Genomic DNA, 736 nt, shown 5'->3' on the forward strand with positions numbered 1-736 from the left:
GAAACGCTTCTGGGCCCAGGCATCGTCACCGCTGGAGCCCTGACCGACACCGGGGCCGGGACGGACCGGTCCCGGAACCTCGGAAACAACGTGTTTCCCGATCTCACCGTGGTGCACAGCATGTCGACCCGGCGGGCGACTGACCTGCTGCGCCCGCCGGGCCCGCACGTAGGGTGGTGCGCATGATCGAAGTGACCGGCTTGACCAAGACCTTCGGGTCCACGACCGCGGTCGACGACCTGACGTTCACGGTCCGTCCCGGCATCGTCACCGGCTTCCTCGGCCCCAACGGGGCGGGGAAGTCCACCACGATGCGCATGATCCTGGGACTGGACCGGCCGACCTCGGGAACCGCACTGATCGAAGGGAAGCCGTACCAGGAGCTGACGCGGCCGCTCACGACCGTCGGGGCGCTGCTCGACGCGAAGTGGGTGCATCCCAACCGATCGGCGCGGTCCCATCTCGCCTGGCTGGCCGCGTCGAACGGCCTGCCCGCCTCCCGCGTCGACGAAGTATTGCGCCAGGTGGGGCTGACCGAGGTCGCGGGCAAGCGTGCCGGTGGTTTCTCGCTCGGGATGTCGCAGCGCCTCGGTCTCGCCGCCGCGCTGCTCGGCAACCCGCGCGTGCTGCTGTTCGACGAACCGGTCAACGGCCTCGACCCCGAGGGCATCGTATGGATCCGGCGGTTCATGCAGGCGCTCGCCGCAGAAGGCCGCACGGTGCTCGTATCCAGCCA

Annotated in this window: 2 protein-coding genes; both read left to right on the forward strand. The window is 69.4% G+C overall.

What is annotated here, in order from left to right; translation table 11 throughout:
* Positions 1-186, forward strand: a 186-nt coding sequence (locus R1101_RS31280) for a hypothetical protein (RefSeq protein WP_037225290.1), incomplete at its 5' end; no start/stop codon positions are given.
* A partial coding sequence (locus tag R1101_RS0124895) for an ATP-binding cassette domain-containing protein (RefSeq protein ID WP_026003670.1) occupies positions 183-736 on the forward strand: 554 nt, incomplete at its 3' end. The genes R1101_RS31280 and R1101_RS0124895, both read left to right, overlap by 4 nt.

The organism is Rhodococcus sp. R1101 (assembly GCF_000278445.1).
In the GTDB taxonomy this organism is placed as follows: Bacteria; Actinomycetota; Actinomycetes; order Mycobacteriales; family Mycobacteriaceae; genus Rhodococcus; species Rhodococcus gordoniae.